This window comes from Stenotrophomonas hibiscicola ATCC 19867, from assembly GCF_000382065.1.
GTDB classification, from domain to species: domain Bacteria; phylum Pseudomonadota; class Gammaproteobacteria; order Xanthomonadales; family Xanthomonadaceae; genus Stenotrophomonas; species Stenotrophomonas hibiscicola.
This window is the reverse complement of the sequence record NZ_KB907502.1, coordinates 56,050-82,500: the sequence shown is the minus strand read 5'-3', so window position 1 is coordinate 82,500 and position 26,451 is coordinate 56,050. Positions and strand designations below refer to the sequence as shown.

Annotated in this window: 28 protein-coding genes, 1 other RNA gene and 1 pseudogene; 14 read left to right on the top strand and 16 right to left on the bottom strand. The window is 66.2% G+C overall.

Annotation, left to right across the window (positions count from 1 at the left end):
- The first annotated feature begins 93 nt into the window (after nucleotides 1–93).
- Nucleotides 94–1,336, top strand: a pseudogene (locus tag G370_RS01000000120860) (SGNH/GDSL hydrolase family protein).
- Nucleotides 1,337–1,394: 58 nt separating this feature from the next.
- Here the strand turns inward: G370_RS01000000120860 and fur are convergent.
- A complete protein-coding gene (gene fur, locus G370_RS0114500) occupies nucleotides 1,395–1,811 on the bottom strand; it encodes a ferric iron uptake transcriptional regulator (RefSeq protein WP_014646807.1) in 417 nt (138 codons plus the stop codon).
- 103 nt (nucleotides 1,812–1,914) lie between these two features.
- On the opposite strand from fur, the gene G370_RS0114495 reads away from it, so the two are divergent.
- Nucleotides 1,915–2,307 carry an outer membrane protein assembly factor BamE gene (locus G370_RS0114495; RefSeq protein WP_005409234.1) on the top strand — a complete coding sequence of 131 codons (393 nt, stop codon included), beginning with the start codon at nucleotides 1,915–1,917 and terminating at the stop codon, nucleotides 2,305–2,307.
- Between the two features lie 36 nt (nucleotides 2,308–2,343).
- Here the strand turns inward: G370_RS0114495 and G370_RS0114490 are convergent, their stop codons facing one another.
- Both G370_RS0114490 and G370_RS0114485 read right to left on the bottom strand, forming a co-directional pair.
- Nucleotides 2,344–2,601 carry an RnfH family protein gene (locus G370_RS0114490; RefSeq protein WP_019661240.1) on the bottom strand — a complete coding sequence of 86 codons (258 nt, stop codon included), beginning with the start codon at nucleotides 2,599–2,601 and terminating at the stop codon, nucleotides 2,344–2,346.
- 3 nt (nucleotides 2,602–2,604) lie between these two features.
- On the bottom strand, nucleotides 2,605–3,030 hold the full coding sequence (locus tag G370_RS0114485; protein ID WP_019661239.1) for a type II toxin-antitoxin system RatA family toxin: 426 nt from the start codon (nucleotides 3,028–3,030) through the stop codon (nucleotides 2,605–2,607).
- 57 nt (nucleotides 3,031–3,087) lie between these two features.
- Between G370_RS0114485 and smpB the strand changes: the two genes are divergently transcribed.
- Complete coding sequence (smpB, locus tag G370_RS0114480; RefSeq protein ID WP_019661238.1) at nucleotides 3,088–3,591, top strand: SsrA-binding protein SmpB; 504 nt, start codon at nucleotides 3,088–3,090, stop codon at nucleotides 3,589–3,591.
- A 157-nt stretch (nucleotides 3,592–3,748) separates the two neighbouring features.
- On the opposite strand, the gene G370_RS0114475 is transcribed toward smpB, so the two are convergent.
- Nucleotides 3,749–4,321 carry a hypothetical protein gene (locus G370_RS0114475; RefSeq protein ID WP_019661237.1) on the bottom strand — a complete coding sequence of 191 codons (573 nt, stop codon included), beginning with the start codon at nucleotides 4,319–4,321 and terminating at the stop codon, nucleotides 3,749–3,751.
- Nucleotides 4,322–4,540: 219 nt separating this feature from the next.
- On the opposite strand from G370_RS0114475, the gene ssrA reads away from it, so the two are divergent.
- Nucleotides 4,541–4,894: a transfer-messenger RNA gene (gene ssrA, locus G370_RS1000000121400) on the top strand.
- 153 nt (nucleotides 4,895–5,047) lie between these two features.
- Nucleotides 5,048–5,530 (top strand): hypothetical protein, encoded by a 483-nt coding sequence (locus G370_RS0114470; protein ID WP_026347159.1) that lies wholly within the window; start codon nucleotides 5,048–5,050, stop codon nucleotides 5,528–5,530.
- A gap of 14 nt (nucleotides 5,531–5,544) precedes the next feature.
- Here G370_RS0114470 and G370_RS0114465 read toward each other — a convergent pair whose 3' ends face one another.
- Nucleotides 5,545–6,006: a methyltransferase family protein gene (locus G370_RS0114465; RefSeq protein WP_026347158.1), complete on the bottom strand. Its 462-nt coding sequence runs from the start codon at nucleotides 6,004–6,006 to the stop codon at nucleotides 5,545–5,547.
- 145 nt (nucleotides 6,007–6,151) lie between these two features.
- Between G370_RS0114465 and G370_RS0114460 the strand changes: the two genes are divergently transcribed.
- The 6 genes from G370_RS0114460 to G370_RS0114435 all read left to right on the top strand — a co-directional run bounded on the left by G370_RS0114460 (nucleotide 6,152) and on the right by G370_RS0114435 (nucleotide 11,435).
- Nucleotides 6,152–8,164 carry an esterase/lipase family protein gene (locus G370_RS0114460; protein ID WP_019661234.1) on the top strand — a complete coding sequence of 671 codons (2,013 nt, stop codon included), beginning with the start codon at nucleotides 6,152–6,154 and terminating at the stop codon, nucleotides 8,162–8,164.
- Nucleotides 8,165–8,248: 84 nt separating this feature from the next.
- Nucleotides 8,249–9,121: a glyoxalase III HchA gene (hchA, locus tag G370_RS0114455; protein WP_026347157.1), complete on the top strand. Its 873-nt coding sequence runs from the start codon at nucleotides 8,249–8,251 to the stop codon at nucleotides 9,119–9,121.
- Between the two features lie 5 nt (nucleotides 9,122–9,126).
- Nucleotides 9,127–9,831 (top strand): PA1136 family autoinducer-binding transcriptional regulator, encoded by a 705-nt coding sequence (locus G370_RS0114450; RefSeq protein ID WP_019661232.1) that lies wholly within the window; start codon nucleotides 9,127–9,129, stop codon nucleotides 9,829–9,831.
- Between the two features lie 87 nt (nucleotides 9,832–9,918).
- A complete protein-coding gene (locus G370_RS0114445) occupies nucleotides 9,919–10,155 on the top strand; it encodes a hypothetical protein (protein WP_032955425.1) in 237 nt (78 codons plus the stop codon).
- 59 nt (nucleotides 10,156–10,214) lie between these two features.
- Nucleotides 10,215–10,442, top strand: coding sequence for a hypothetical protein (locus G370_RS0114440; RefSeq protein WP_227200225.1), 228 nt, complete (start codon nucleotides 10,215–10,217; stop codon nucleotides 10,440–10,442).
- 138 nt (nucleotides 10,443–10,580) lie between these two features.
- The gene (locus G370_RS0114435; protein WP_019661229.1) at nucleotides 10,581–11,435 is read left to right on the top strand and encodes an endonuclease/exonuclease/phosphatase family protein; all 855 of its coding nucleotides are present in this window, start codon (nucleotides 10,581–10,583) and stop codon (nucleotides 11,433–11,435) included.
- A 19-nt stretch (nucleotides 11,436–11,454) separates the two neighbouring features.
- On the opposite strand, the gene G370_RS0114430 is transcribed toward G370_RS0114435, so the two are convergent.
- Nucleotides 11,455–11,718 carry a hypothetical protein gene (locus G370_RS0114430; protein WP_019661228.1) on the bottom strand — a complete coding sequence of 88 codons (264 nt, stop codon included), beginning with the start codon at nucleotides 11,716–11,718 and terminating at the stop codon, nucleotides 11,455–11,457.
- A gap of 140 nt (nucleotides 11,719–11,858) precedes the next feature.
- Here G370_RS0114430 and G370_RS0114425 point away from each other — a divergent pair, with 140 nt between their 5' ends.
- Complete coding sequence (locus G370_RS0114425; protein ID WP_019661227.1) at nucleotides 11,859–12,236, top strand: VOC family protein; 378 nt, start codon at nucleotides 11,859–11,861, stop codon at nucleotides 12,234–12,236.
- Between the two features lie 41 nt (nucleotides 12,237–12,277).
- On the opposite strand, the gene G370_RS0114420 is transcribed toward G370_RS0114425, so the two are convergent.
- The 6 genes from G370_RS0114420 to G370_RS0114395 form a co-directional block, all read right to left on the bottom strand.
- A complete protein-coding gene (locus G370_RS0114420; protein WP_019661226.1) occupies nucleotides 12,278–13,699 on the bottom strand; it encodes an efflux transporter outer membrane subunit in 1,422 nt (473 codons plus the stop codon).
- Nucleotides 13,693–14,430 (bottom strand): SDR family oxidoreductase, encoded by a 738-nt coding sequence (locus G370_RS0114415; RefSeq protein WP_019661225.1) that lies wholly within the window; start codon nucleotides 14,428–14,430, stop codon nucleotides 13,693–13,695. Before G370_RS0114415 ends, G370_RS0114420 begins: the two co-directional genes overlap by 7 nt.
- Before the next feature lie 64 nt (nucleotides 14,431–14,494).
- Nucleotides 14,495–17,665: an efflux RND transporter permease subunit gene (locus G370_RS0114410; RefSeq protein ID WP_019661224.1), complete on the bottom strand. Its 3,171-nt coding sequence runs from the start codon at nucleotides 17,663–17,665 to the stop codon at nucleotides 14,495–14,497.
- A gap of 127 nt (nucleotides 17,666–17,792) precedes the next feature.
- Entirely contained in the window at nucleotides 17,793–19,019 is a 1,227-nt protein-coding gene (locus G370_RS0114405; protein WP_019661223.1) for an efflux RND transporter periplasmic adaptor subunit, read from the bottom strand.
- 91 nt (nucleotides 19,020–19,110) lie between these two features.
- Nucleotides 19,111–19,881, bottom strand: coding sequence for an SDR family NAD(P)-dependent oxidoreductase (locus G370_RS0114400; protein ID WP_019661222.1), 771 nt, complete (start codon nucleotides 19,879–19,881; stop codon nucleotides 19,111–19,113).
- Nucleotides 19,878–20,105 (bottom strand): hypothetical protein, encoded by a 228-nt coding sequence (locus G370_RS0114395; RefSeq protein ID WP_019661221.1) that lies wholly within the window; start codon nucleotides 20,103–20,105, stop codon nucleotides 19,878–19,880. The genes G370_RS0114400 and G370_RS0114395 overlap by 4 nt, the downstream gene beginning before the upstream one ends.
- 146 nt (nucleotides 20,106–20,251) lie before the next feature.
- Here G370_RS0114395 and G370_RS0114390 point away from each other — a divergent pair, with 146 nt between their 5' ends.
- A complete protein-coding gene (locus tag G370_RS0114390) occupies nucleotides 20,252–21,283 on the top strand; it encodes a LysR family transcriptional regulator (RefSeq protein ID WP_005409107.1) in 1,032 nt (343 codons plus the stop codon).
- Nucleotides 21,284–21,504: 221 nt separating this feature from the next.
- Here the strand turns inward: G370_RS0114390 and G370_RS0114385 are convergent, their stop codons facing one another.
- A complete protein-coding gene (locus G370_RS0114385) occupies nucleotides 21,505–22,200 on the bottom strand; it encodes a YiaD family glycine zipper/OmpA-like lipoprotein (protein WP_005416156.1) in 696 nt (231 codons plus the stop codon).
- A gap of 140 nt (nucleotides 22,201–22,340) precedes the next feature.
- On the bottom strand, nucleotides 22,341–23,756 hold the full coding sequence (locus G370_RS0114380; protein WP_019661220.1) for a cryptochrome/photolyase family protein: 1,416 nt from the start codon (nucleotides 23,754–23,756) through the stop codon (nucleotides 22,341–22,343).
- Between the two features lie 109 nt (nucleotides 23,757–23,865).
- Between G370_RS0114380 and G370_RS0114375 the strand changes: the two genes are divergently transcribed.
- Nucleotides 23,866–24,450 (top strand): hypothetical protein, encoded by a 585-nt coding sequence (locus G370_RS0114375; RefSeq protein ID WP_019661219.1) that lies wholly within the window; start codon nucleotides 23,866–23,868, stop codon nucleotides 24,448–24,450.
- A 19-nt stretch (nucleotides 24,451–24,469) separates the two neighbouring features.
- Here G370_RS0114375 and G370_RS0114370 read toward each other — a convergent pair whose 3' ends face one another.
- Nucleotides 24,470–25,084 carry an inorganic diphosphatase gene (locus G370_RS0114370; protein ID WP_026347155.1) on the bottom strand — a complete coding sequence of 205 codons (615 nt, stop codon included), beginning with the start codon at nucleotides 25,082–25,084 and terminating at the stop codon, nucleotides 24,470–24,472.
- 10 nt (nucleotides 25,085–25,094) lie between these two features.
- Entirely contained in the window at nucleotides 25,095–26,444 is a 1,350-nt protein-coding gene (locus G370_RS0114365; RefSeq protein WP_245541229.1) for a purple acid phosphatase family protein, read from the bottom strand.
- Between the last annotated feature and the right edge of the window lie 7 nt (nucleotides 26,445–26,451).

Below are 26,451 nucleotides of genomic sequence, written 5' to 3'. Positions count from 1 at the left end.
TGAATCCAGTTCACAGATGATTATCCATGCGCAGTCTAGTTCACAGATGGCCGGAGAATCACCATGGCGATTCCTCCTTCCCGGGATTGCCCGATGAACCGCTTGAGCCAGTTCACCGCCGCCGCATTGATTGCCCTGTCCGGCGCTGCCAGCGCGGCCACGGCCCCGCACTGGGTCGCCAGCTGGCAGGCCAGCCCGCAACCGGTCTGGGGCGCGGATTTCCTCTTCCCAACCCTGGTTCCGGCCGCGCTGCATGACAAGACTTTCCGCCAGACCGCGCGCATCAGCCTGGGCGGGGCGCGGCTGCGGGTGCGGCTGAGCAATGCCTACGGTACCCAGCCGTTGCGGATCGGAGCGGCCAGCATCTCCGCACGCATGGGCGGCGCGCCTCACCCGCTCAGCTTCGACGGCCAGCCCAGCGTGGTGATCGGCCGGCCAGGAACGGCTGAGCGATCCGCTGGCGCTTGCCACGGATGACCGGCAGGCGCTGCAGGTCAGTGTCTTCGTGCCGGGGCCGGCGGCGGTCCAGACGTTCCATTGGGACGGTCGCCAGACCAGCTGGATCGCCGCTGGCGACCAGAGCCGGGCCCAGGCGCTGCGCGCTGCCAGCAGCACCACCGCGCGCCTGCTCCTGGCCGGTATCGAGGTCGAGGCCAACGCCAGCGCGCGCAGCGTGGTGGTGATCGGCGACTCGATCACCGATGGCGCCACGGCCAGCCTCGACCAGGACCAGCGCTGGACCGACCATCTGGCCGCGCGCCTCGCCCCGCGCGGGGTGGCGGTGGTCAATGCGGGCATTTCCGGCAATCGGCTGCTGAGCGACGGCATGGGTGAGTCCGCCCTGGCCCGTTTCCAGCGCGATGCACTGGATCAACCCGGCGTGGCGAGCGTCATCGTGCTGATCGGCATCAACGACATCAGCTGGCCCGGCACGGCGTTCGCCCGGGGCCAGGCCAGGCCAACGCTGGCCGAACTGCAGGCGGGCTATCGCACCCTGGCAGAACAGGCCCGCAGGCGTGGTGTGCGGATAATCGGCGCCACCCTGCCACCGTTCGCTGGTGCCCTGCCCGGAACGCCGCTGGACGACTACTACCACCCGGACAAGGACGCCCTGCGGCGGCAACTCAATGCCTGGCTGCGTACGGACAGCCCGTTCGACGCGGTGATCGATCTGGACGCGGCGCTGCGCGACCCGGCCGAGCCGTTACGGATGGCCGCCGCCTACGACTCCGGCGATCACCTGCATCCGGGTGATGCAGGGAACCGGGCGATGGCCGAGGCGGTGGACCTGGACCTCCTGATGGGATCATCCAGGCGTGGCGGGAATCTACCGTAAGCAACGAAAAACCCCGGGCAGGCCCGGGGTTTCGTCGCATCCAGCGGGCCTGAACGGCCTACTTCCGCTTCTTGCGCACGTACAGCACCAGCGAGTGCTCTTCCAGCTCGTAGCCATGGTCGGCCGCGATCTTGCGCTGCAGCTCCTCGATCTCATGGCTCTCGAACTCGATGATCTTGCCGCTGTCCACGTCGACCATGTGGTCGTGGTGGCCACCACGGTCCAGTTCGTAAACGGCCTGGCCGCCCTCGAAATTGTGCTTGAGCACGAGGCCGGCAGCCTCGAACTGGGTCAGCACCCGGTAGACGGTCGCCAGGCCGATCTCGTCGCCATGCTCGAGCAGCTGGCGGTAGATGTCCTCGGCGGTCATGTGATGCTGGTGGTGCTGGGCATTGCGCTGCTCGAGCAGCGCCAGGATCCGCATCCGCGGATGGGTCACCTTCAGGCCGACTTTACGCAGGTCGTGGGTTTCCATAGGTCTCCGTTCATTGGCGATTTAGCGCCAGCTGCCTCGGATTGGGTCGCGGTGGCACGCCGGGAGTGTATCATCGGTTTGATTTCCCCAACCGCCAGTCCCGATGCGCAATCTCCTGTTGGTCGCCGCCGTCGCCCTGTCCACCACCGGGTGCGGCATCATCTACAAGCAACCCATCTATCAGGGCAACCTGATCCGGGAAGATGCCGTGGCCAAGCTGCAGGTCGGGCAGAGCAAGCAGCAGGTCACCGCGCTGCTGGGCACCCCGTCCATTCCCGACCCGTTCCACGCCCAGCGCTGGGACTACACGTCCAGCCAGCGCGTGAACCGCCTGGGCCGTACCGAAGTGAAGAACTTCGTGGTGTTCTTCGAGAATGACACCGTGACCCGCTGGGAGGGCGATTACTTCCCGGGCAACGACAAGGCCCTGGCCCAGCAGACCGTGCGCCAGTTCGGCCGCAACCTGCCCAAGGACAAGAAGAAGAAGGGCCGTTAAGCGCCCAGCCCCGTCCGCAGGGACGGGTTGCCGGGATCAACCGCCGAGCGCGCGACGCCGGCGGTTGTCCTTGGGATCGGCCAGCAGCGGGCGCAACAGCTCGACGCGGTCGCCATCCAGCAGCACCTGCTGCGGACGCGCCAGGACGCCGTGCACGGCAGCGGCCGGACAATCGGCACTGCCTTCCAGCGCCGCAGCGGCAATGGCGTCGGCCACGGTGGCACCCTCCTCCAGTTTCAGTCGGCGCGACAGCACCTGCTGCGGCCAAGCCAGTACCACTTCGACCTCGATCACCGCTCAGTCCTCGTCGGCGACGCGGACGAAATCGTTGACCATCCGATCGGCCAGGCCCTGGAAGCCGATCGCCAGCGCCGGACCGAGCAGGCGCGAGCTGGGCTCGAACTCCAGGGTGAGGGTGACCTTGCAGGCGTCCTCGGCCAGCGCATGGAATTCCCAGCGGCCGTGCAGCCGCTTGAACGGTCCATCGCGCAGCTGCATATCGATGCTGTGTGGGCGCTGCAGGGTGTTTTCGGTCTGGAACCAGGTGCTGAACGAACCCAGGCCCAGGTCCAGGCGTGCCACCAGGCGGTCCTCGCCCTGCTCCAGGATCTGGGCGGCCGAACACCAGCGGAAACGGCGCGGATAGGCCTGGACATCGTTGACCAGGTCGAACATGCGCGCAGCCGAATGTTCGACCAGGGCGCTGCGGCGGATAGTAGGCATGAATACAGGACGTTTCGGCAATCGACCGGGCGGGCCCGAATCGGAGACAATACGGAAATGAGCAAGAACAGCGGCAAGGATAAAGCAAAGAGCGCGACGGCCAACAAAACCATCGCGTTGAACAAGCGTGCCCGCCACGAGTATCACATCGAAGAGCGCTTCGAGGCCGGCCTCGCCCTGCAGGGCTGGGAGGTCAAGTCGATCCGCGCAGGCCGTGGCAACATCATCGACGCCTACGCCTATGTGAAGCGCGGCGAGATCTACCTGATCGGTGCACAGATCACCCCGTTGATCCAGGCCTCCACCCACGTGGTCGCCGAGGACCGCCGCGAGCGCAAGCTGCTGCTGCACCGGAACGAGATCGACAAGCTGATCGGCAAGGTCGAGCGCGACGGCTACACGATCGTGCCTACCGCGATGTACTGGAGCAAGAACAAGATCAAGCTTGAGATCGCACTGGCCAAGGGCAAGCAGAACCACGACAAGCGCGATGCCGCCAAGGACCGCGACTGGGCGATCGAGAAACAACGCGTGATGCGTCGCGGCAACCGCGACGCGTAAGGCGGCTGCGCAGCACCCTGTAGAGCCGAGCCATGCTCGGCTGCTTTGGCTTTCTGTAGAGCCGAGCTGTGCTCGGCTTCCGCGTTCGTAGAGCCGAGCTGTGCTCGACTGCCGTGAAGCAGCCGAGCATAGGCTCGGCTCTACAACACGATGCGGCTCAGCTGGCCAGAACGCCCTGCCTGCGCATCCTCGGCGCCAGCGCCGCATGCATCACCGCCAGGTGCATCACCACCGAAAGTTCCGGAGCGTGGCGATCATCACCGGCGCGCCACTGCTGCGCCAGCCGCGCGGCGTCGACGGGCAGCAGGGCCAGCAACTGGGCGTCGTCCAGCGCATCGGCGGAAGCCTGCAACTGCCGCGCAACTTGCCGCGACTGCCACACATGCACGCCAATGCTGAGGCTGGCCAGCGACATCAAGGTCAGGGCCAGTCCATGTTCGAACCACTGTGACAGTACATCCGGGCCCCACAGCAGCGCGGCGAGCACCGCCAGCGCCGGCAGCCGCCAGCCCAGCCAATGCAAGCGCCCACGCTGCGGCCAGTGCACCACCACCGCACTGGAGACCAGCGCGGCTGCCGCCGTCGCCGGCAGCTCGGTCGGCCAGGTGGCCGCCAGCAGCACCGCCAGCACCGCCCAGACCCAGCCGGGCGGCAACGCGCGCCGCTGGTAGTCGGCCCCGACGGGTCCAACCAGCTGTCGCAGGCTGCGTTGTTGGCTTGCCTCGGTCACCCACAGTCTCCCTGTCTGTCCTGGCTTGGATGGTCGTCGCCAGTGTGTCGCAAATTCGTGCCCATGACGTTACCAATCCGCTATGACGGAGGCTCTACAACTTGTTGTGGATTGCCACGGTGACTGTTCAGCTGTTTTGGCGTAGCATTGGCAGCGTTGGGCAGGCCCCGCTCGTGGCAACACGGCATTGGCCCTGTACCTTGCAGCACTGTAGAAACCGGGGGTGCATTGGTTTCGACGGGGGTTGTGAAGTCGCCTGGCGCATGCCGAGGGGGTAGCTTTCCTCGTAAATCCAGCTGCAAAACTCTAGTTGCCAACGACGACAACTACGCTCTGGCCGCTTAAGGCCTAAGCCTCGAAACCGCTTGTGTCCATGCTCGCGGTGTAGAGTCACTATCATGGAATCGCGCTGGGCGGCTGCCTGTCAGCCCGGCACTAGAACACAACAGGCTGGTTCCCGGATGCGCTTTGCGCACCGTGCTGTTCGGGGACGAGATCCAACGGTGAGCTAAGCATGTAGTGCTGGGGATGGAGTGCCTTCGGACGGCGGTTCAATTCCGCCCACCTCCACCATCTGTATGGCCTGTCGAGGCCGCAAGAAGCCGGATCTCCCGTCAACCGGGGTTCCGGCTTTTTTGTGCCTGCACGTCGCGGAGGATGTGTGGCGCATAATCGGGATGACACCTCCAACAGCCCCTCACCCCGCGATCGCCAGAAGGATCTGCCATGAAAGCCCCCCTCGCGATGTCCCTGCTCCTCACCGCCCTGGCCGCAGCCCCAGCCACGCACGCCTCCACACCCACCATCGCGCCGCCAGGCACCGCAACGTTGGAAGCCCTGCTGTCCTGCAGACCTGGCTCCAACTTCAGCGAGGCCGAAGCCATCGATGCGCTGCAGGCAGCCGGCCTGGCCAAGAAGCCGGGCGGTACATTCGAACCGGAGGACAAGCCGGTCGCGCTGTTTGGCGGCACGGTCACCAATGCCGATGTGAACGTGGCCGAAGGCGAGAGGAGCCTCTTCGTGTACTTGAACGGTGTCGATGCCAAGCGCCTGGCCAAGGCCTGGTCGGTGACCGAAGTCAACGAGCACGCCAATACCGAAGAACCGTCGTACGCGAAGCGCGTCGACAAGCGCCATACCCTGCACGTGATCGCGGGCGACGACTACGAGGGCTATTCGGCCGCAGTGAAATGCCAGATCAGCCGCTGATGGCGTAGCCAACGCTACAGCCAGCGCGGCACGCGACGACGGTACTGCGCGTATGCCTCGGGAAAGCGCGCCATCAGTGCCCGCTCCTCCGGCAGGATCTGCAACCGGGTGATGTACGCCAGGAACAGCGGGACCACCATCAGCGCGGTCGGATGCTGCAGGTACACCATGGCTCCCAGCAGAACCAGCGCCTGGCCCAGATACATCGGATTCCGTGTGCGGCAGTAGATCCCGCTGGTAACCAGCACGCTCGAGGCCGAAGGTCGCAGAGGATTGACGGTGGTGCCTGCTCGCCGTAAGGAGATCTTGGGCAGCAGGTTGAGCACCACACCGAGCGCCATCGTCAGACCCGCCAGTAGCGCCGGCACCGGTGCCCGAAAGGCAGAACCCGGCCACAGCCTGCACGCTGCATAGCCGACAGCTGCACACAGCAGCATCACCACGGGCGGGGGAACACGTGTTTCCAGCCAGGTCATCACGATCACCAAGCACGTTCCACCACAGTGTCACACGGGAATGCCCGGATCGCACGGCGGACGCATCGGCCAGGCCCAATCCGGCCAGTGGATTCCACTTTGACAGACCGACCGCTAGAGTGGCGCCTCCGCGCAGGAGGATCGCATGGCTACCACGGGCTTGGGCTTGATCGGCCGCACGACCCTCATCATCGCCGCGCTGCTCAGCCTGGGAGGTTGCGCGACCCTGCGGCAGTTCGGGCCTTCGGTGCAGGTCGCCTCGGTCACGCCCGGCCAGTACATCGCGCTCAAGCGCGGTGACATCCTCACCTCCGGCAAGCTCAGTGCGGCGACCACGGAGACGCTGCGCGTGGCCGGCCTTGATGAAGGTGTCTGCGCCAAGCCCGGCCTGCCCTGCATCGAAGCAATGGAAGCCAGCATCGTCGTGCGCGAGGAGGACAAGCGCTCCAGCCTGGCCGAGCTGTGGCTGCAGTATGCGATGACCCTGCCGGCGCCGAAGCGCGAGTACTCCGCCTCGGGTCGCGCCAAGACCGCAATCAACGAGTTGGATGCCGACTTCCAGCCGCGCCTGGACGCATGGATGCAGGTCGCGCGCCAGGCCTACGCCTATCTGTTCTTTACCGAGCGCACCGCCAACCAGCGCGGCTTCGAAGACCGCCAGACCCAGGTGCGCGACTATTACAACCTGGCCGTGCAGGAGGCGTCGGTGCAGCTGTACGACGCCTACGCCACCGGGCGCGTGCACAACGATGCCAACCATCTCCAGCTGGGCCGCTGGACGTTCGTGCTGGTCCCTTCAGGGGAAGCATCGGCGTTGGACGAGCGTACACCGACCGAGCTGGTACCCGCCGCCTCGCTGTCGTTCACCGGCACGCTGCGCAGCGTGCACCGCCGCGATGGCTTCGGTGCCGAACTGGTGGCCGTGATGGATGACCCGGCCGCAACCACGCCCAGCACTACGCCGGCAGCGGTGCAGGCAAGCCCTTCCGCCACGCAGAGCTGGAGCGAGATGCCTTCGCCATCGATGACGGTGCTGCTGCGCTTCTCGGGAAAGAACCTGTGGGAAGTGCTGCACGATGACGAGCCGGAGCTGGAGATTCACGATCCCTACCAGGTTTCGGAAGTAACCCTGCACGGCCAGCACGTGCCATTGGCGGCCAACTTCACCGCCGGCTATGCGTTGTGGCTGGCCCGTTCCAATTTCAGCCGGCAGTCGCTGCGCTCGCTGTTCGGGGGCAAGGGCGGCATCGACACGCCGCATCTGTACATGATGCAGCCCTACGATCCCAACCGTCGCGTACTGCTGATGATCCATGGCCTGGCCAGCAGTCCGGAAGCCTGGGTCAACGTGGCCAACGAACTGCTGCGCGACGACGAGATCCGCCAGGACTTCCAGGTCTGGCAGTTCTACTACCCCACCAACATGCCCATCGCGATGAGCCACGATGCGATGCGCCACACGCTGGATGAGGTGTTCAAGCATTTCGACCCCAGCGGCAAGGCGCAGGCTTCGCATGACATGGTCCTGGTCGGGCACAGCATGGGTGGGGTGATCGCGCGGTTGATGGTTTCCTCTTCCGGCGATCATCTGGTCGATACCCTGCTGGCAACCGCGCAGATGACGCCGGCACAGCGTGAACTGCTGCGCACCAAGGGCGCACCGGTGCTGACCTTCCTGCCGGAACCGGCAGTGTCGCGGGTGGTGTTCATCGCCACGCCACACCGCGGCACCGATGTGGCGGGCACCCGCCTGGGCCGCTGGATCGGTCGCCTGGTGCGGTTGCCGCTGACCGTGCTGGAAGACGTTGCCACCATCGCCAACGACGGCCAGATCGACCGCTCCGACGGCAAGCACGGCTACCAGATGAACAGCATCCAGAATCTGGACAAGGACGATCCCTTCGTTCGCGCCGTGGCAGACCTGCCGATGTCGCCGAAGGTGCACTACCACTCGATCATCGCGCGGGCAAAGGCCGATGGTCCGCTGGGAAAGACCAGCGACGGGCTGGTGCCCTACTGGAGCTCGCACCTGCCGCATGCGGACTCGGAGAAGGTGATCGTCTCCGGGCACAGCGTGCAGGAAGCCACGCCGGCCATCGTCGAACTGCGGCGGATCCTGCATGAGGACATGCAGCAACACGGAAACCAGGCCAATTAGCCGTGGGCAGCTGAGGGAAATCCCTCATCGCGCGTGCGCACCCACCCTCCTATGCTGGCCTCACATTTCCCGCAGGAGATCTGCATGAACACGCAAGAGCCCAGCCGCCAGCCCAGTCCCGACCCGGCCGAGCGCGATGCTTTCTTCCCGTCGCCCTACTCGCTGTCACAGTTCACATCGCCCAAGAGCAACCTTTCCGGTGCCGACTACCCGGATGCGCGCCGCGATGGCCGCTGGAAGGTGCTGATGATCGCTGCCGACGAACGCTATCTGCCAACTGCCGATGGCCACCTGTTCTCCACCGGCAACCATCCGGTGGAGACCCTGCTGCCGATGTACCACCTCGACAAGGCCGGCTTCGGCATCGATGTAGCCACGCTGTCGGGCAACCCCGCCAAGTTCGAATGGTGGGCATTTCCGAACGAGGACAAGGAAATCGGCGGGCTGTACGAGCGTTACGCCTCGTGCTTCCGCCAGCCGCTGCCACTGGACGAGGTGGTTGCCGGGCTCGATGCGGATTCGGACTATGCTGCAGTGTTCATCCCCGGTGGCCATGGCGCCCTGATCGGACTGCCGCAGAGCCGCGCGGTGAAGTCCGTCCTGCATTGGGCGATGGCCCAGCAACGCCACATCATCACCCTTTGCCACGGTCCGGCCGCACTGCTGGCTGCGGGCGTGGACGAGGCCGATGGCGGTTCGCTGTTCCGCGGCTACCGCATCTGCGCCTTCCCCGATGCGATGGACCGGCAGACGCCGGAGATCGGCTACATGCCTGGACAGTTGCCGTGGTTCTTCGGTGAGCGCCTGGCACAGCGGGGCGTGCAGATCGTCAATGACGGCATCGATGGCAGCGTGCTGCAGGACCGCCTGCTGCTGACCGGCGACAGCCCGTTGGCTGGCAATGCGCTGGGCAAACTGGCTGCACGCGCCCTGCTCGACGCCTTGGCCGGGCGCTGAGCCGGATGACCGAGCTGGTGCAGGCGCTGCTGGAGCTGGAACGCGCCCGTTCGCTGAGCGCGGTGGGTGCAGTCCTGCGAGGCATCGCGGCACCGCTCGGCTTCGACCGCGTGCTGGTGTTTGCCACCGGCACCGGGCTGGAGCGGGGTACGCAACGCGTGTACTGGATCGAGGGCGACTGGTTCGGCGATGGCAGCGATACCGACCTTGCGCGCTACCTCCACGCCTGCCCCGTCAATCGCCACGTGCTGGACAGCAACGCGCCGTTCTTCTGGAGCAAGCGCCTGGGCGTTCGCGGCGAGCGCTACCAGGTGGTGAAGCAGCCTCGCGGCGAAGGCCTGCATGGGCTGCAGGTGCCGGTGTTCGGCATCACCGGCCTGGAAGGCGCGGTCAGCGTTGCCGGTACGTCAATCGACGCGTCGGCCAACGCGCGCCTGCGGCTGGAAGCTGCTGCAACCGCAGCATTCCGGGCCGCGCGCCGTCTGGCCGAATCACCTGCCGAGCGTTCGGGAAGCGCACTGAGCAACCGCGAGCGCGAAGTGCTGCGCTGGGTCGCCGCCGGGCGCCGGCAAGCTGAGATCGCGGCCACGCTTGGGCTTTCCACGCGCACGGTGGAGAACCACCTGCGCCACGCGCGGCAACGGCTGGGTGTGGCGACCACCGCGCAGGCAGTGCGTGCCGCCAGCCGTCGCGGCGAGATCGAAGACTGATCGCGGCGAGGCACTTCCGGAGCTCTGGTTCGCGTGTTACACACGCCATGCGCATGTGCGCGATTGCAGAAAGCAAGGATGATGCTTATGAAACTGCAACTGGCCTCGATGGCCGCATTGATGTTGGCATTGGGTAGTGGGATACCGGCGACTGGCCACGCGGCCGGGTCCCCCGGATCGACGACCGATTGCGTGCCCGTAAGACTTGGGCCCAACCTCGTGCATCAGCGCTGCACCGTCACCCGCACTCTGGCAGACGGCACCGTTTTCACGTCGGTGTACTGGATAGACGAGAACGGTCAGTGGTACCTCCCGGCAGACTGATCTGCATCGGACACCGACTACGGCTACAAGGAGTGTGATCAATGACGCTGCACAATCGAATGACCGCTTTTTCTTTCGCTGCAGTAGTTGCACTTGCGGCCCTGGTGCCCTCGCCGCCGGCGAATGCAGCCGAAGAGGTCGGCCTGCAGGAGGAGTGCGTGCCCTTCCGCATCAGCGGCAACGTGTTCCACCAGCGTTGCACGCTGTACGTGGTCCATGACGACGGCACCCGCGTGGCCAGCGACCACTACAACCGCGACGAGAACGGGATGATCTACGACCCCTGATCGGGCAAGGGGCATCTGCCGGGCGGAGCGTCCAGCGCCCGCCCGGCGTCTCCAAGTCGCCCGTCCCGGCATACCACTGCCCCCGCCTTCCATGGCATGCTCCATGAAACCGTTTTCATGGGATGGAGGGATTCCACGATGTTGTCGCGTTTCCGTCGCCCGGCGCTGAGTGCGCTGCTGGCGCTTGCTCTGCCTGCCGTTGCCTGGGCCGTCACGCCGGCGCCGTTGAAGGTGATGTCATTCAACGTCCGTACCCCGGCTGACACCGAGCCGGGCAAGCGCTGGCCCGACCGCCGTGATGCGATGGTCAAGGTGATCCTCGACGCGCACCCGGCAGTGATCGGCACCCAGGAACTGGTGAAGGAACAGGCCGACTACCTGTCAGGGCACCTGCCCGGCTACCGCTGGTTCGGTGAAGGCCGCCGCGGTGGCAGCGGCGATGAGCACATGGGCGTGTTCTACGACAGCAAGGTGCTGGCCATCGAGGAATCCGGCAACTTCTGGCTTTCGGATACGCCGGACGTCCCTGGCAGCATCAGCTGGGGCAACCTGTACCCGCGTATGGTCACCTGGGCCCTGTTCCGCCGCCTGGACGATGGCCGTCGCTTCTACTTCCTCAATACCCACCTGCCCTACCGCGACGAGGACGAACCGCGCCGGGTGAAGGGTGCCGAGCTCATCGGCAAGCGCCTGCAGGCCATGCCGGACGACCTGCCGGTGGTGTTGACCGGTGACTTCAACAGCGAGCCCGGCGGTGACACCTACAGGGCGTTCACCCGCCTGCTGCAGGACACCCGTGCCCAGGTGAAAACACCGCAGGGTCCGCGCCCGACCTTCCACGACTTCACCGGCAAGGCCACCGTGCAGCTGGACTGGGTGCTGGTGCGTGGCTTCCGTGCGCGCAGCTTCCTTACCGATGATCGTCGCATCGACGGCGTGCTGCCGTCGGATCATTTCCCGCTGGTGGTCGAGCTGGACTGGCCGAAGCCCTGAATTCCCGCGGCAGCCGTGGCTACGGCGGCGGCTGCCGCGACAACAGCCGGTACAACGCCTGGTGCTGGTTGCGCGCCTGGCAGATGCGGGCGCCGACGGCAAGGAACACGGCGACACCGATCAGCCCGAGCCCCAGCATCGGATCGGGCAGTCGCAGGAAACCGATCGCAGCGGCCATCGTCGCCAGCGCCAGCAGCACAACGACCGCCACCGAAAGGCCCGCACCGGGTGGCCCCGGGTCGCCAAACAGCATGCGCTGGGTATCCCGCCTGTCATCGCTCATCGTGTGTACTCCCTGGAATCTGCCCCACTAGTTACACGGCGGACACGGCTTCCGGCAGAGTCAGAAACGTCACGACTGTGACAACGTCCACAGCAGACGCCGCGCTACCCTGCCCCTGTTCCCGAACTGTGGAGAAAGGCATGGCACACCAGAGTCGCCTGGCCGGTTTCATCATCGATCGCGAGGGCATTCCCGCCGACGAAGGCGCCCGCTTCTGGGCCGCCGCGCTTGGCCTGCAGGCGCAGCCCGCCCGTGCCGAAGACGCCGCCGAGTACGCCGACCTGCTGGGTGCTCCGGCGGGCCTGGACGTTGAAGTCCAGCGCGTCGATCACCCGTCACGGGTGCATCTGGACATCGAGAGCGACGACATCGATGCCGAAGCCGACCGCCTGGAGAAGCTCGGCGCGCGACGGATAGGCTTCGTCAAGCGCTGGTGGGTGATGGAAGCACCAACCGGCCATCGCTTCTGCATCGTGCGCATGCGCGAGCGTGAGGTACCGGCCAACCACTGGCCCTGAAAGAACAAGGGGACGGAAGTCCCTGCTTCCGTCCCCTGCGGTTACTGCGCCTGCGCCACGCTTGGCGGCTGCGGTGATTGACCCCAACCACCCAGCGCCTTGTACACACCCACCACGCTGACGTTGACGTCGGCCTCGGCCGCCGCCAGCGCATCATCGGCTGCCAGCTGGGTCCGCTGCGCGTCCAGCAGGGTCAGGAAGTCCTCCGATCCCTCGCGATAGCGGATCTGCGCCAGCGATTCGGCACGCCGAGCCGCCTGCGCCTGCTCCACCACGATTGCCAACCGTGCCTGCTGCTTGGAATAGCGGGTCAGCGCGTTCTCGGTGTCCTCCAGGGCGAGCAGTACCGCCTGTTCGTACTGCGCGGCCACGCCTTCGGCTTCAGCCTTGCTGGCACGCAGCCGCGCACGCACGGTGCCGAAGTCGAACGCGGCCCAGCTCAGCGAGGGCGTCAGCGACCAGGCCTTGTTGCTGCCATTGACCAGGCCGCTGGCATCGCCGCCGAGGAAGCCGACGAAGCCTGACAACGACAACCGCGGGAACAGGTCCGCTGTGGCCACGCCCACGCGTGCGGTCGCGGCAGCCAGGCGACGCTCGGCCATACGCACGTCTGCACGCTGGCGCAGCAGTTCGCGGGTATCACCCAGCGGCAAGGCCTTGGCGAACGCCGGGACTTCCTGCGGCGCCAGCATCGCCGTCAGCACTTCCGGGCGCTGGCCCAGCAGAACGGCCAGTCGGTTGCGCGACTGCGTCTCGGCTACTTCCAGCAGCGGGATATCGGCCTCGATCGCCTTCAGGCGGGCGCGGCTGCTCTGCACGTCCAGTTCGCTGCCGGCCCCAAGTTCCCAGCGTGCTTCGGTCAGCTTCTGCGTATCGCGCAGGTTCTCCAACGTGTGCTGGGCCACTGCGATGCGCTTCTGGGTGCCACGCAGTTCGAAGTAGTTGCGCGCCACTTCAGCGGCAACCAGCACCTGCGCGTCGGCCAGGTTGGCCTGCTCGGCGTCCAGGTCAGCGCGCGCGGCTTCTGCAGCACGGCGCTTGCGGCCGAACAGATCCAGTTCCCAGCCGGCGTCGAAGCCGAGCTGGTAGCTTTCACTGAACACCCGCTGCCCACCCAGCTGCGGATCGGGTTGCTTGCGGCGGTCGTAACTGCCGCCTGCGGTGATGTGCGGGGCCTGGTCGAAACGGCTTTCGACGAACACAGCACGGGCCTGGCTGACGCGGGCCACGGCCACGCGCAGGTCCAGGTTGTCCGACAGTGCGCCGTGCACCAGCTCTTCCAGCACCGGATCGTCGAACTGCGCCCACCAGCTGGCCACCGGCGAGACGGAACTGAAGACCGGCTGCTGCGCGCTCTTCAGCACCACCGGCTCCTGTACCGGGGCCTTGTAGTTCGGGCCGACGCTGACACAGCCTGCCAGCACCAGGCTGGAGACGGCCATCGCCAACGTGCGGATCACCATGGCAGCACCTCGCCCAGGTAGGTGAAGCTGCCGCTGGCACCGGACTCACCGATCAGCGCCATTTCCACGCTGGAACGCGCGCCTTCGCTGATTTCGATCTCGCCATTGCCGCCGTTCATGTCGGTCTTTACGTAACCCGGATGCACGGTGTTGACCTTGATCGGCGTGTTGCGCAGCTCATAGGCCAGGCTCAGGGTCCAGCTGTTCACTGCGGCCTTGGACGCGTTATAGGCCGGGATCTTGAAATCGTAGATGCCCGAGGTCGGGTCGGCATGCAGGGTCTGCGAACCGAGCATGCTGGACACATTGACGATGCGCCCGGACTTGGCCTGCCTGATCAGCGGCAGGAAGGCCTGGGTGACTGCCACCAGCGCATAGACGTTGGTGTCGAAGGTGCGCTTCCAGGTCTCGAGCGATTGCTCCGACGGCGCCTGCGCGGGATTCTCGATCATGATGCCGGCATTGTTGACCAGGATGTCGAGGCGGCCATGGCGCTGGCGCACCTGCTCGACTGCCTCGGCGATGCTGGCCGTGTCGGTCACGTCCAGCTGCAGGGCTTCCACCGGCAGGCCCTCGGCCTGCAGCTTCAGGGCCAGCTCCACCGCCGTTTCGCGCTTGCGACCGGCCAGCAGCGTGTGCACGCCCGCCTGGGCCAGCTGGCGCACGGTTTCCAGGCCGATGCCACGGGTAGCGCCAGTGACCAGCGCGATCTTGTTCTGATGGGTGTTCATGGATTCATGCCTCGTGAGGGAAAAGCCGCCGCCGGCCGGTAGCCGGCGGCGGCGGGGTTCCATGTCAGTGATGGATGGTCGGTTCGCCATGCTGCACCAGCTGGCCGCCACCGTTGCGGGTAACCAGCTTGCGCAGTGCCACGTAGAACACCGGGGTGAGGAACAGGCCGAACAGGGTCACGCCCAGCATGCCGGCGAACACGGTGATACCGGTCACCGAGCGCACCTCGGCGCCTGCGCCGTGCGACAGCACCAGCGGCACGGTGCCGGCGATGAACGCGATGGAGGTCATCACGATCGGGCGCAGACGCAGGCGGCAGGCTTCCAGCGCGGCTTCAACGATGCCCTTGCCGCCCATCTCCAGCTCTCTGGCGAATTCGACGATCAGGATTGCGTTCTTGCACGCCAGGCCCATCAGCACCACCAGGCCGACCTGCACGAACACGTTGTTGTCACCACCGGTCAGCCACACGCCGAACAGCGCCGACAGCAGGGTCATGGGCACGATCAGGATCACCGCCAGCGGCAGCGACCAGCTCTCGTACAGCGCGGCCAGCACCAGGAAGGCCAGCATGATCGCCACCGGGAACACGATGAAGGCGGCCTTGCCCTGGGTTGCCTGCTGGTAGCTCAGGTCGGTCCATTCGGTGGTCATGCCGACCGGCAGTACCTTGCCGGCGATCTCGGTCAGCTTGGTCATCGCCTCGGCCGAGGACAGCAGGCGCGGGTCGGCCTCGCCGGCCAGGTCCGCTGCCGGGTAGCCATTGAAGCGCAGCACCGGATCCGGGCCGAAGGTCTGCTTGATGGTGACCATCGAACCGATCGGCACCATCTCGCCACGATCGTTGCGGGTGCGCAGCTTGCCGATGTCCTCGACCGTCTCGCGGAACGGACCGTCGGCTTGGGCGATCACCTGCCAGGTACGGCCGAACTGGTTGAAGTCGTTGACGTAGGCCGAACCCAGGTAGGTCTGCAACGTGTCGAACAACTCAGTGAGCTGCACGCCCTGTGCCTTGGCCTTGACGCGGTCCACCTCGGCATCCAGCTGCGGCACATTGGCCTGGTAGCTGGAAATCGGGAAGGCCATGCCCGGGGTCTGCGCAACGGTGCCCTGCATCGCCTGCACGGCATTCTGCAGTGCGCCGTAGCCCAGGTTGCCGCGATCCTCGATGAACATCTGGTAGCCGTTGCCGTTACCCAGGCCGAGGATCGGCGGCGGCATCATCGCGAACGCGAAGCCCTCCTGCAGGCCAGCGATCTTCTGGTTGATCTCAGCGCTGATCTGCGCGGCAGTGCGGCCATGGCGCTCGGCGAACGGCTTGAGCGGAATGAACGCCACACCGGTGTTGGGCGTGTTGGTGAACTGCAGTGCATTCAAACCCGGGAACGAGATGGTGTGGGCCACGCCATCGGTTTCCTGGGCGATCTTGGCCACCTTGCGCAGCATTTCATCGGTGCGTGCGATCGACGAACCTTCCGGCAGCTTCACGCCGGCAATCAGGTACAGCTTGTCCTGGGTCGGGATGAAGCCCGGCGGCACCAGCTTGAAGATCACGCCGGTACCGATCAGCAGGATCGCGTAGACCACGAACACCGCACCACGACGGCCGAGGATGCGGGCCACGCCACGTTCGTACTTCTCCGAGCTGGACTTGAAGAAGCGGTTGAACGGACGGAACACCCAGCCGAACAGGCGGTCGATCAGGCGGCTCGGGCCGTCCTTCGGCGCACCATGGGCCTTCAGCAGGCGCGCGGCCAGGGCCGGCGACAGGGTCAGCGAGTTGATCGCCGAGATCACCGTGGAGATGGCGATGGTGACGGCGAACTGCTTGTAGAACTGGCCGGTGACCCCCGACAGGAACGCCATCGGCACGAACACGGCACACAGCACCAGCGCGATCGCCACGATCGGGCCGGACACTTCGCGCATGGCCTGGTGTGCCGCCGCAGTGGGCGACAGGCCTTCCTCGATGTTGCGCTCGACGTTCTCCACCACCACGATCGCATCGTCGACCACGATGCCGATCGCCAGCACCAGGCCGAACAGGCTCAGCGTGTTGATCGAGAAACCCAGCAGGTACAGCGCGGCAAAGGTACCCACCACCGACACCGGCACCGCGATCAACGGAATGATCGACGCACGCCAGGTCTGCAGGAACAGGATCACCACCAGCACCACCAGGGCGATCGCTTCCAGCAGCGTGGAGACCACGGCCTTGATCGAGTCGCGCACGAAGATGGTGGTGTCATACACCGCTTCGTACTTCACATCGGCCGGCATGGTCTTCTGCATCTCGTCCATCGTCGAGATGACCTGGTCGCGGATTTCCAGCGCGTTGGCACCCGGCGACTGGAAGATGCCGATACCCACCGCGTTCTTGCCGTCCAGCTGCGAGCGCAGGGTGTAGTCGCCCGCGCCCAGTTCCAGGCGGGCCACGTCGGACAGGCGCACGATCTCGCCATCCGTGCCGCTCTTGAGCACGATGTCGCCGAATTCCTTTTCGGTCTTCAGCCGGCCCTGGGCATTGATGAGGGTCAGGAACTTGCTGTCCGGCAGCGGTTCGGCGCCGAGCTGGCCGGCCGACACCTGCACGTTCTGCTCGCGCATGGCGCGCACCACGTCGCTGGCGGTCAGGCCGCGCGACGCCACCTTGTCCGGGTCCAGCCAGGCACGCATGGCGTAGTCGCCGCCACCGAAGATCTGCGCGTCACCCACGCCCGGAATACGCGCCAGCGCATCCTTGACGTGCAGGCGCGCGTAGTTGCGCAGGTACAGAGTGTCGTACTTGCCTTGCGGCGAGGTCAGGTGCACCACCATCAGGAAGGTGGGCGACTGCTTCTGCGTGGTCACGCCCTGCCGGCGCACGTCCTCGGGCAGGCGTGCCTGTGCCTGCGCCACGCGGTTCTGCACCTTCACCGCCGCCGCGTCCGGGTCGGTGCCCGGGCGGAAGGTGACGGTCATCTGCAGCACGCCGTCCGAGCCGGCAACCGACTTCAGGTACATCATGCCTTCGACGCCGTTGATCGCCTCTTCGAGCGGGGTAGCAACGGTCTCGGCAATGACCTTGGGGTTGGCGCCCGGATAGACCGTGCGCACGACCACCGACGGCGGCACCACTTCGGGGTACTCGCTGATCGGCAGGATTGGAATCGTGATCAGGCCTGCGGCGAAGATCACGATCGACAGCACCGCCGCGAAGATCGGCCTGTCGATGAAGAAGCGGGAAAAGTCCATGGAGGAATTCCTGGGAAAGGCATTCGGCGGGCAACAGCCGCCCCGCCCCTCGCCAATATGACGAAGGCAGGGAAGGCTGCCGCTGGCGCCGGCAGCTAAGCGGGGACGCGGATCAGGAGCGGGCGGATCAGTGGTTCAGCGCAGCGGTGGCATCGCGGCCCGGTGCGGGCTTTGCGGCCGGTGGCTGCATGGCCACCGCCTTGGCCTGCACCGGCATGCCCGGCATGAAGACCTTCTGCACACCGTCGATGATGACCTTGTCACCTGCGGCCAGGCCATGCTCGACAATGCGCAGGCCGTCGGCGGTACGGCCGAGCTGGATGTCGCGGCGCTGGGCCTTGCCATCCTTGTCGACCACATAGACGTACTTGCGGTCCTGGTCGGTCAGCACGGCCTTGTCGTCGATCAGCAGGGCCTGGAACTGGCCGCTGCCAAGCAGCTGCACGCGGGCGAACAGGCCCGGTGTGAACTGGCGGTCGGCGTTGTCCAGCAGCGCACGGACGCGGATGGTGCCGGTGCTGCGCGCCACCTGGTTGTCGAGGAAATCGACCTTGCCCGAGTGCGGATAGCCCTCTTCCCCCGACAGGCCGACCTTCACCGGCAGCTCGCTGTCCCGCTCGCTCGGGCGCTCGCCCTTGCGCGCCATCTGGGCGTAGCGCAGGAAAGTGCTCTCGTCGGCATCGAAGTAGACGAACACCGTGTCCAGCGAGACCAGCGTGGTCAGCACGCTGGCGCTGTCGCCAGCAGTGACCAGGTTGCCGGCGGTGACCATCGCGCGGCCGGCACGGCCGTCAATCGGCGCGCGCACCTTGGTGAATTCCAGGTTGAGCCGGGCTGCATCCAGGGCCGCCTGCGCGGCCTGCACGGCAGCCCCCGCCTGGTCGGCAGCCGCGCGACGCTGCTCGGCGGTCTCCGTGGAGATCGCCTGCTGCTCGGACAGCCGCTTGGCACGCTCGGACTCGCTGCGGGCCAGGCTGGCCTGGGTGCGGGCACGGGCCAGCTCGGCTGCTGCGCGGTCGTACTCGGCCTGGTAGCTGCGGGCGTCGATGGTGAAGAGCACATCGCCCTTCTTCACTTCCTGGCCTTCGACGTAGTTGACCTTGTCGATGTAGCCGGACACGCGCGGGCGCAGTTCAACGCTCTGTACCGCTTCGACGCGGCCGCTGAACTCGTCCCACTGGCTGACCTGCTTGACCAGCACCGGCGCGGCGCTGACCTGCGGCGGCGGCGGTGCACCGGCCTCTTCGGCATGGCCGCCGCTGCAGGCCGCCAGCACGGCCGCGGCGAGGATCGACACGCCAACCATCGCAATGCGATGGCCGAAACGATGTGGGGTGGTATTGGGGGAAGTCATGGCATGCATCCGTACGGAGGGGTGGTACAGCAATATGGGAACGTGTTGCAAAAATCGGCGGCGCATACTGCGACCTCAACCTTGGTCGAGGTCAAGCGACGCCTGCGGTATCGCGCCACAAAGGGGGAACTTCCAGGTGCAGCAGGCCGCGTGGCAGTTCGGCATCGCTGCTGTCGCAGCGGACGATGGCGCGGTTGTCCCGGCAACCATCGAGCAGCGAGACCACGCGGCGGCCGACCAGCAGCGAGCTGGGCCACTCGATGCAGGCGTTGGCCGCGTTGGCCGGGGTACACACCGGGCTGCAGACTTCCAGCATCTGCGCGCGCACGCCCAGCGCCTGCGCTTCCTGATGCACCACCTGCGCGTACATGCGCAGCGCGGCGGTAGTGATCGAGGTCTCGCCGTAGCCCGCCCAGGGCTTGGCGCTGGCCGGGCTGCCGATCATCACATAGCGCCGCGCATGCACGTTGTCCTGCAACAACGGCAGCAGGTGGCGCACCGCATGCACATGCGGCATCAGGTCGGCCTGCATGGCCCCGAGCAGCTCCTCGCCGTTGCGGTCGATCACCCGGCCGCGACGGTAGGGCCCGCCCATGGCCGCGATCACCGCGGCCAATGGACGCGGGCGCTGCCCGATGCGTTCGGCCAGGGCGCGTGCCGAGCCGTCATCGCTGAGTGAACCCAGCAGCGTCTCCAGGCCCGGCTCATCGGCGAACTGCTCATGCAGCGCAGCCAGCCGGCCCGGATCGCGACCAACCACCAGCACCGGACTGCCGGCTTCCAGCAAGGCGCCGACCACGCCCTGGCCCACGGCACCGGTACCACCAAGGACCAGAACTTCGGGCGTCAGTATCCCATTCACGGGACATTTCCTCCCAAATCCGGGATAGTCCCGATCCGGCGCAGCCGGTCACCCTTGTGGGGGGCCAAGCGGATGGCGCCGCCACGCTGCTGACGCATGGGCGCGGTAAACTCACGAAAGTCCTTGTGTACCAAGGAACTCGGACGGGCTTCGACGGTCATCGCCAGGTCCAGGGTGCTCTGGCCGGCGTTCCGGAGTCGGGCAAGAATGTTGCGCAGGCTCATGGCGGACGGGCTCCAATTAACGAATGGCGCCACGATAGACCTCAAACCTTTACTTGATTAGTCCTGATTAAGGGGAATAATCATCCCGCTCCCGGTCCAATCGTTCTGTCACGATTGTCCCATCCCCGACGTCCAGGATCCCGACCATGTCCCACGATCTCAACGAGACGCTGATCTTCGTCAAAGTGGTCGAGCAAGGCAGCTTCATTGCCGCTGCCAAATCGCTCGGCCTGCCCAAGACCACGGTCAGCCGCAAAGTGCAGGAGCTGGAAACGCGCCTGGGCGCGCGCCTGCTGCACCGGACCACGCGCCGCCTCGGCCTGACCGAAGCTGGTTCGATCTACCACGAACATTGCCAGCGCATCGCACGCGAGCTTGAAGAGGCCGAAAGCGCGGTGAGCCAGCTGCAGTCCGGCCCGCGCGGCTGGCTGCGCTTCACCGTGCCCTATTCGATCGGCATCACCTGGATCGCCCCGCTGCTGGGCCAGTTCCATGCGCAGTACCCGGAGATCCGCCTGGACATGCACATGGGCAACGAAAAGCTGGACCTGATCGCCGGTGAAGCGGACCTGGCGCTGCGCGTGGGTGCCCTGCCCGATTCCAATCTGGTCGCGCGCAAGCTGGGCAGCCTGCGGACGCAGGTGTTCGCCAGCCCGGCCTACATCGAGCGCTACGGCGAGCCGCTGCATCCGGAAGAACTGCAGTTCCATCGCATCCTTGCGATGCGCAAGCCGTACCACACCGGCAACTCGCCGCGCTTCACCTGGCAGCTGGGCGAGAACGGTGGGGAACTGCGCGACTTCCCGGTTACCCCGCTGATGACCGCCAACGACATGTCTGCGTTGAATGGTGCATTGGTCTGTGGCGAAGGCCTGCTGCTGACCGGCGACGTGATGGCCAAGCCGTTCGTTGAATCGGGCATGGTGCGCCGCGTGCTGGCCGGCTGGACCGGCCCGGAAGTGGACTTCAACGCCGTGTTCGCCGGCGGCCGCCTGGTCTCGCCAAAGGTGCGTGCGTTTGTCGACTTCCTGGTCGAGAAGCTCAACTTCGACGCCAATTACATGCTGGCGCAGTGCCCGGGTGCGAAGCTGGCGCAGCAGCAGAAGGAAAAGGAAGACGCCGCTCTGGAAAGCAGCGGCAAGCGGATCCTGGAGAAGGTGGCCGCTTCGGCGGCGTAGCCGGGGGTATCCACGCATGGCGTGGCTCTACCCGGGCGCGCGATGCCGGTTTCTGTAGAGTCGAGCCACGCTCGACTGCCTCTGGTGAGTCGAGCACGCTAGACTCCGCATACGCCATCGGCGTGCCGAGCAACGCTCGGCACCCACAAAAATGCCGCCTGCAAGGGCGGCATTTTCGCTCCGGCCGATGGCCGGACCGGCTCAAGCAATAACGCTACGCGTTACTGCTTGAGCGGAATCACCCGAATCTCGACGCGGCGGTTCTTGGCACGGCCGGCGTCGGTGCTGTTGTCGGCAATCGGATACGCCTTGCCGGCGCCCAGCGTTTCGATACGTACGCTCTGCACGCCCTGGCCGATCAGGTACTGGGCGACCGAGTCGGCGCGTTCCTTCGACAGTCGGTTGTTCACAGCGTCGCTGCCGATGCTGTCGGTGTGGCCGACCACTTCGATCATGGTCTGGTTGTACTCACGCAGCGTACCGGCGACGCCGTTGAGAGAGCCGTAGAACTGCGGCTTCAGGGTGGCCTTGCCGAAGTCGAAGGTGATGCCGTCCGGCAGGTTCAGCATGATGTTGTCGCCCTGGCGCTGCACATCGATGCCGGTGTTGGCGGTGCGCTCGCGCAGCGCGCGTTCCTGGCGATCCTGGTACTGGCCGACCGCGGCGCCGCTGAGCGCACCGATACCGGCACCGATCAATGCGTGCTGACGGCGCTCGGTGGCGCTGTCGCCGGTCAACAGGCCGGCAGCCACGCCGATGGCGGTACCGATCAGCGCGTTACGACCAGTGCGGTTCTGCTGCTCGGTCGGATTGCCGTACTGGTCACTCTGCACGTAGGAGCCGCCGGTGGCGCAGGCCGACAGGACGGCCGCACTCATTAGGGCCAGTGCGACGTTGCGGGTGGTGTTGCGGATCATGAGGTTCTCCTTGGTTTCCGGACGGGCCGGCGGCTTGCGGGCGCAGAGAGAATAAACAGCTCGATGCGACGTCGGGATGATGATCCGGTGCGCCGACAGGGCCGCGTTCAGCTAACTGACCGGATCGCTCGGGTCACCCTTTACCCCGCCCCCGACTGGCGGTATGCCGCCAATGCGGCGTCGCGGCCCGCGGCCAGGTCCACCAGCGGCGCACGCGGATAGCCCGGGGCATGCGCCGCCAGCAGCAGCGGATGCTGCCACGGCGCAAACCGGGCCTTCACCGGCAGCGCGGCCAGTTCGGGCACCCAGCGGCTGATGTACCGTGCCTGAGGATCGAATTTCTCGGCCTGAGTCACGGGGTTGAACACCCGGAAGTACGGAGCGGCATCGGCGCCAGTCCCGGCCACCCATTGCCAGCCCATGGTGTTATTGGCCAGGTCGGCGTCGACCAGGGTGTCCCAGAACCAGCGCGCGCCATGCAGCCAGTGCGCGCGCAGGTGCTTGCACAGGTAGCTGGCCACGATCATCCGCACCCGGTTGTGCATGTAGCCGGTGTGCCACAGCTCGCGCAGGCCGGCATCGACGATCGGCACGCCGGTATTGCCGCGCTGCCAGTCGTGCAGCTGCGTGGCACTCGGAGTGGCCCACGGGAAACGGTCGAAGCGCGGGTTGAGGTTGTCGGTCGGCGTCTTCGGGAAGTGATGCAGCAGGTGGTAGGCGAAGTCACGCCAGCCCAGCTGGCGCAGGTAGCCGTCGATGTCGGCATCGGTGGCCGCACTGCGCAGCCCTTCCAGGGCTTGCGCGATGCGCCACGGCGCGATCTCGCCGAAGTGCAGATGGGGCGACAACCGCGAGGTCCCGACACGGTCCGGCAGGTCACGCTGCTCGCGATACCCGCGAAGGGCACCGTCTTCAAAGACGGACAGTGCTTCCAGCGCACCGGCTTCACCCGGCTGCCAGTGCTCCCAGAAGCCGGTATCCCAGTCCAGCGTCGGTGCCAGCTGGAGATCATCCAATGCCAGGCTGTCGACCGCGTGCGGCGCCAGTGCTTCCGGTGCAGCCTGCAGTGCCGGCAGGCGCCAATGACTGAGTACATTGCGCCAGTACGGCGTAAATACCTTGTACGGCTGGCCCTGCTGGGTGGCAATGTCCCAGGGTTCGAACAACAGGCTGCCATTGCAGCTCTGCGCGTCGATGCCCTGCTCGCGCAGCGTGCGCTTGATGGCCGCGTCGCGGGGCTGGGTGGCCGGTTCGTACTTGCGGTTCCAGTACACCGCCTCGGCGCCCGCCTGCTCGATCAGCAACTGCAGGGCCGGCAGGCTATCGCCGCTGCGCAGCACCAGCGAGGAACCCCGCGCGCGCAGGTCCGCATCCAGCGCGGCCAGTGAACGGTGGCGCCAGGCATCGGAGGCCGCACCGGGCACCCATTCGCCTTCCTCGTGCGGCGCGTGGATGTAGACCGGCACCACATCGTGACCTGCATCCAGCGCGGCCTGCAGGGCCGGATTGTCCTGCAGCCGCAGATCACGGCGGAACCATACCAACGCTACCGACACAGGCACTGCCTTCGTTGTGGAAGGCGCACATGATAGCCAGCGGTGGTGAAGGCGATGCGCGCAGACGCTGTCTGCTAGGCTGCACGGCCGCTACCCGTTGGACTCTGACATGGAAGATCTGCACGCCTCATTCGCCCGCTTCGGGCTGCTGCATGCCCAGCACGAGCGTGACTGGCAGGGCCCGTTCCCGCTGCCCCCCGTACTGGCACGTTTTTACGCGCAGGTGGGGCCGCTGGGCGAACAGATCAATGCCAGGGTTGGCCGCGCCGGCATCACCGTTCCCGGCCTTGATGTCTGGATACCGCCACTGCAACGCCTGTGGAGCCAGCAGGCCGGCTATCGATGGCACGGCGTCAGCGGCGAACGGATCAACGACTGGCCATCGAACTGGCTGGTGATTGCCGATCGCAGCGCCGATCCGTTCATCCTCGACCTGGACGATGGCCGTGTACTGTTCAGCCATCACGGTGCCGGCCTGCTGGATGCCGGCGAGATCACCGCCGATGTGCCGACCCTGATGGCGGCTCTGGCTGCAGCGGGCACGGTATACCTCGATGCCGGCGATGACCTCTACAACGACGATGACGATGGCGGCATCCGCCCTGAACACCAGGAGGCAGCAGTACAGGCGGTGGCCCGGGTACTGGGCGACCGCCTGCAGGCCGAATCGTTCATCGAGACGTTGCTGGACTGAATCCACGCATGGCGTGGATCTACTTTTCGAAGCGCTTCATCGCTTCGCTGATCAGTGCCCGCGCCTCGGCGCCGTTGCCCCAACCGTTGAGCTGCACCGGGTTGCGCCCGGCCGGCAGGTCCTTGTAGACCCGGAAAAAGGCCTCGATGCGCTGGCGCTCGACCTCCGGCAGATCCTTCAGATCGCGGATCGTGGCGTAGGTCGGGTCGACCTTGTCGGTCGGTACGCCGATGATCTTCTCGTCGTGCTCGCCGCCATCGATCATCTTCAGGTAACCGATCGGCCGGAAGCGCACGATCACGCCCGGATGCAGGGGTTCACGGGTCAGCACCAGCGCGTCCAGCGGATCGTTGTCGCCAGCCAGCGTGCGCGGCATCGAACCGTAGTTGGCCGGATAGGCGACCGGCATCGACTGGAAGCGATCCACATGCACCAGGCCGTCTTCCTTGATCTCGTACTTGGTGAAGCTGCCGGCAGGAATCTCCACCGCCAGGTGAACTTCATCCGGGGCCTGCTTCGGCTGGTCGGCCAGGAACGGGTGCAGCACGGTATCGGCAGCGGTCACTGCACTGGCCAGCAACAGCAGTGCCGCACCGATGGCAGCGAGAGGAACGATACGGCGGTGCGTGGTCATCGGCATCTCCTCATTCCCAGCAGCGGTCGGTACGACCCTTGGCGGTCTGTGCGCGCGGGCAGTCGCGTGGCGTAATGCGGCCTTCGGTCAGCTCCGTGCGCTGCTTGCCCCCCTTGGCATCGCGGCGCAACTCGAAGGCATCGTAGAGACGACCGGTCACGGTACGCGCCTCATAGCGCAGGCGCTGCGGATCGATGTTCAACACCTGGAACAGCTGGGTGTCCTCGGCCACCGGATCCATCGTCTTTCGTGCCTCGTCGGAGAGACGGTACTGTTTGGGCCCGGCCACGGTCACCACGTACTGCGGGGTTGCGGCCTGCCCTTCGCCACGGCGGCCGTAGGTGTGATCGTGGCCCTGCAACACCAGGTCAACATTGTGGCGGCGCACCACCGGCAGCAGCACGTCACGCAATGCGGCGTTCTCGCGGCCTTCGCGCGGCGAATAGAACGGCTGGTGCAGCAGCACGATGGTCCACGGCTGGGGATTTCCGGTCAGCACCTTGTCCAGCCATTGTGCCTGTGCCGTGGCGGTGCCCAGGTCGAGTGCTGACGTGCCATCGACCACGGCCACGCGCACGCCCTGCGCGTCGAACCAATAGCTGGTCTGCTGTGCAGCGGTGGCACCATTTCCCGGCAGTGCGAACGTCAGCGGCCAGTGCCTGCCCAGCACGCGGCGTTCCTGCGGAGTGTCCTCGAACTCCTCGAAATACTCGTGGTTGCCGATCGCCGGCGCCACCAGGGTCTCCTGCGCCAGCCAACCGGTGGCGGCAAACCATTCGCCCCACTCGCTGTCATCGGCACCATCACCTCCACTGACCAGATCGCCAGCGAACAGGCTCATGCGCGCCTCGGGTGCGGCCTTCTGCGCGGCGCGCACCACCCGGCTGACATGGCTGACGTTCTTGTTCTGGGTGTCGCCAAAGTACAGCAGGGTCAGCGGCTGGTCGGCGGCGGCCAGCGTACGCAGCTGGTTCCAGGCGCTCCAGCTGCCGTTGCCCTGCACCCGGTAGACGTACTGGGTATCCGGCCGCAGGCCGCTGATGTCGGCGCGATGATGATGCGACAGACCGTTCTCGGTCTGTAGCGAACGGGTCGTTGCGCGCACCTGGCGGATGCCCTCGATGGCGGGCGAATCCGCGGCGGGGGCAATCTCCAGCAGCGGTGCCTGCACGCTGCCGTCGGTACGCCAGGCCACGGCGAACCCATGGCTGGGGTCGGCCGACGGGGAGGCGACGATGCGGTCCGGTACCGTCGTCGCCGCGTAGTGGCGGCTGCCCGCCGGCACCTGGGTATTGGCTTCGGCTGCTGCGAACGACAGCGACGGGAGGGCCAGCAGCAGGCCCAGTGCCAACGTAGGCATCACGCAG

Excerpts from the sequence above, each read along its gene's own strand:
- fur (WP_014646807.1), bottom strand. The coding sequence starts at position 1,811 with ATGGAAACCCACGACCTGCGTAAAGTCGGCCTGAAGGTGACCCATCCG.
- G370_RS0114495 (WP_005409234.1), top strand. The coding sequence starts at position 1,915 with ATGCGCAATCTCCTGTTGGTCGCCGCCGTCGCCCTGTCCACCACCGGG.
- G370_RS0114485 (WP_019661239.1), bottom strand. The coding sequence starts at position 3,030 with ATGCCTACTATCCGCCGCAGCGCCCTGGTCGAACATTCGGCTGCGCGC.
- smpB (WP_019661238.1), top strand. The coding sequence starts at position 3,088 with ATGAGCAAGAACAGCGGCAAGGATAAAGCAAAGAGCGCGACGGCCAAC.
- G370_RS0114470 (WP_026347159.1), top strand. The coding sequence starts at position 5,048 with ATGAAAGCCCCCCTCGCGATGTCCCTGCTCCTCACCGCCCTGGCCGCA.
- G370_RS0114465 (WP_026347158.1), bottom strand. The coding sequence starts at position 6,006 with ATGACCTGGCTGGAAACACGTGTTCCCCCGCCCGTGGTGATGCTGCTG.
- G370_RS0114460 (WP_019661234.1), top strand. The coding sequence starts at position 6,152 with ATGGCTACCACGGGCTTGGGCTTGATCGGCCGCACGACCCTCATCATC.
- hchA (WP_026347157.1), top strand. The coding sequence starts at position 8,249 with ATGAACACGCAAGAGCCCAGCCGCCAGCCCAGTCCCGACCCGGCCGAG.
- G370_RS0114450 (WP_019661232.1), top strand. The coding sequence starts at position 9,127 with ATGACCGAGCTGGTGCAGGCGCTGCTGGAGCTGGAACGCGCCCGTTCG.
- G370_RS0114445 (WP_032955425.1), top strand. The coding sequence starts at position 9,919 with ATGAAACTGCAACTGGCCTCGATGGCCGCATTGATGTTGGCATTGGGT.
- G370_RS0114440 (WP_227200225.1), top strand. The coding sequence starts at position 10,215 with ATGACCGCTTTTTCTTTCGCTGCAGTAGTTGCACTTGCGGCCCTGGTG.
- G370_RS0114435 (WP_019661229.1), top strand. The coding sequence starts at position 10,581 with ATGTTGTCGCGTTTCCGTCGCCCGGCGCTGAGTGCGCTGCTGGCGCTT.
- G370_RS0114430 (WP_019661228.1), bottom strand. The coding sequence starts at position 11,718 with ATGAGCGATGACAGGCGGGATACCCAGCGCATGCTGTTTGGCGACCCG.
- G370_RS0114425 (WP_019661227.1), top strand. The coding sequence starts at position 11,859 with ATGGCACACCAGAGTCGCCTGGCCGGTTTCATCATCGATCGCGAGGGC.
- G370_RS0114420 (WP_019661226.1), bottom strand. The coding sequence starts at position 13,699 with ATGGTGATCCGCACGTTGGCGATGGCCGTCTCCAGCCTGGTGCTGGCA.
- G370_RS0114415 (WP_019661225.1), bottom strand. The coding sequence starts at position 14,430 with ATGAACACCCATCAGAACAAGATCGCGCTGGTCACTGGCGCTACCCGT.
- G370_RS0114410 (WP_019661224.1), bottom strand. The coding sequence starts at position 17,665 with ATGGACTTTTCCCGCTTCTTCATCGACAGGCCGATCTTCGCGGCGGTG.
- G370_RS0114405 (WP_019661223.1), bottom strand. The coding sequence starts at position 19,019 with ATGACTTCCCCCAATACCACCCCACATCGTTTCGGCCATCGCATTGCG.
- G370_RS0114395 (WP_019661221.1), bottom strand. The coding sequence starts at position 20,105 with ATGAGCCTGCGCAACATTCTTGCCCGACTCCGGAACGCCGGCCAGAGC.
- G370_RS0114390 (WP_005409107.1), top strand. The coding sequence starts at position 20,252 with ATGTCCCACGATCTCAACGAGACGCTGATCTTCGTCAAAGTGGTCGAG.
- G370_RS0114385 (WP_005416156.1), bottom strand. The coding sequence starts at position 22,200 with ATGATCCGCAACACCACCCGCAACGTCGCACTGGCCCTAATGAGTGCG.
- G370_RS0114375 (WP_019661219.1), top strand. The coding sequence starts at position 23,866 with ATGGAAGATCTGCACGCCTCATTCGCCCGCTTCGGGCTGCTGCATGCC.
- G370_RS0114370 (WP_026347155.1), bottom strand. The coding sequence starts at position 25,084 with ATGACCACGCACCGCCGTATCGTTCCTCTCGCTGCCATCGGTGCGGCA.
- G370_RS0114365 (WP_245541229.1), bottom strand. The coding sequence starts at position 26,444 with ATGCCTACGTTGGCACTGGGCCTGCTGCTGGCCCTCCCGTCGCTGTCG.